General features: G+C 45.5%; 2 protein-coding genes. Both read left to right on the top strand.

The features are described from left to right. Window positions 1-1,405, top strand: a 1,405-nt coding sequence (locus A3738_RS21520; RefSeq protein ID WP_255376194.1) for a pilus assembly protein, incomplete at its 5' end; no start/stop codon positions are given. 15 nt (window positions 1,406-1,420) lie between these two features. Next, a partial coding sequence (locus tag A3738_RS21515; RefSeq protein ID WP_156504400.1) for a type IV pilin protein occupies window positions 1,421-1,624 on the top strand: 204 nt, incomplete at its 3' end.

Genomic DNA, 1,624 nt, shown 5'->3' with positions numbered 1-1,624 from the left:
CGCAGGTAAAGAAGTGATGGCTTATGTGCCTAATTTGGTCTACTCAAGCGTTGCGGGTGAAGGATTGCACTATCTAACAGACCCTAACTATGCGCATCAGTATTACGTAGATTTGACGCCAGTAGCGCAAGACGTCTATACAAAAGGCAATTCTGCAGATGTGTCACGTGACTGGCGAACTGTTCTAGTTGGTGGCCTGCGTGCTGGTGGTAAAGGCTTATTTGCACTGGATGTGACGAATCCTGATGACTTTACAGACTCAGCGACGAATGCTGCTAATACTGTAATGTGGGAATTCACTGAAAGTGATGATGCAAATCTAGGTTTCTTGACGACTGCTCCATTAATCTCATTGATGAATAACGGCAAATGGGCGGTTATCTTTGGTAATGGTTATGAGTCAACCAATGGTCGTGCAGCACTCATGATCTTGTATATCGAAGAAGGTCTAGATGGATGGGCTGCAACTGACAAAGTTGTGATTGATACGGGTGTAGGTACCTCGCTTGATAAAAATGGTTTATCTGGTGTAACGGCTGTTGACTTGAATGGTGATCAGATTCCAGATCGTATTTATGGTGGTGATATTAAAGGCAATATGTGGGCCTTTGATGTGAGTAATACAAATGCTGCCAATTGGGGCTCTGCCTATAACTCCGGCACAACACCAAAACCATTATTCTCAGCAAAAGATAGTAATGGTGCGGCACAGCCTATTACGGCAGCACCTAGTTTGGCATTGAACAGTGCGCAAGCTAATAAAGGCTTTTCGCCAAATGCTTTAGTTACTTTTGGTACTGGTCAGTATTTAGTAGATGGCGACCAAGCGAATGTAGATGTCCAAAGCTATTACACCATCTGGGATAGCGGAACTGAGCAAGAGCTTGTCCGTACCGATCTAGCGGCTAGAACCTTTACGGAAACGGATGAGGTGAAGTCTCTCACTGGTACAGACGTGAACTGGGACAGTAACGAAGGTTGGTATGTCGACTTCATCGTTTCTGGCGAATCAGCTGAAGGTGAGCGTGTGACGCAAAAACCTGAGTTGCTGTTTGATTCAGAGGTTGGTCCGATTGCCTTGTTCTCAAGTTTGATACCAGATGTATCTGAGTGTTCAGGTGGTGGTGCGAGTTACTTGTATGCCTTGCCGTTGCTAACCGGCTTAAATCCAAGCAAGCCTATTCTTGATTTGAATGATGATGGCCTCATTGACGAAAACGACGTTGGCGCAGGTATGAAGAGCGATAACTTCAACAACGAGACGAATGTACTTGGTAAATACACCTTCAGCTCAAACAAAGAGAAGCCAAAAGACAGCACGGGTATCGATAAAGGCGAGCACGCCGCGACTACTGCATCTGATCGTGAAGGTCGTTTGGGTTGGTTCGAGTTGATTAATCAATAATGAGAGGAAAAAAACATGAAGACAAATAAGCAGCAGGGTTTTTCCCTCATTGAGTTGATGATTGTGGTGGCGATCATCGGTATTTTGGCCGCGATTGCCTACCCAAGTTACCAAGAGAATGTTGCGTCAACGCATCGCGCGAATGCGCAAAGCGAGCTGATGGGTTTGAGTTCAGCGCTTGAGCGCTGGTACACGCAGAATAATCATTACTCGAATGCT

It is taken from the genome of Oleiphilus sp. HI0066 (genome assembly GCF_001635725.1).
Note: the sequence above shows the minus strand (reverse complement) of the source record. Positions and strands in the feature narration are given on the sequence as shown.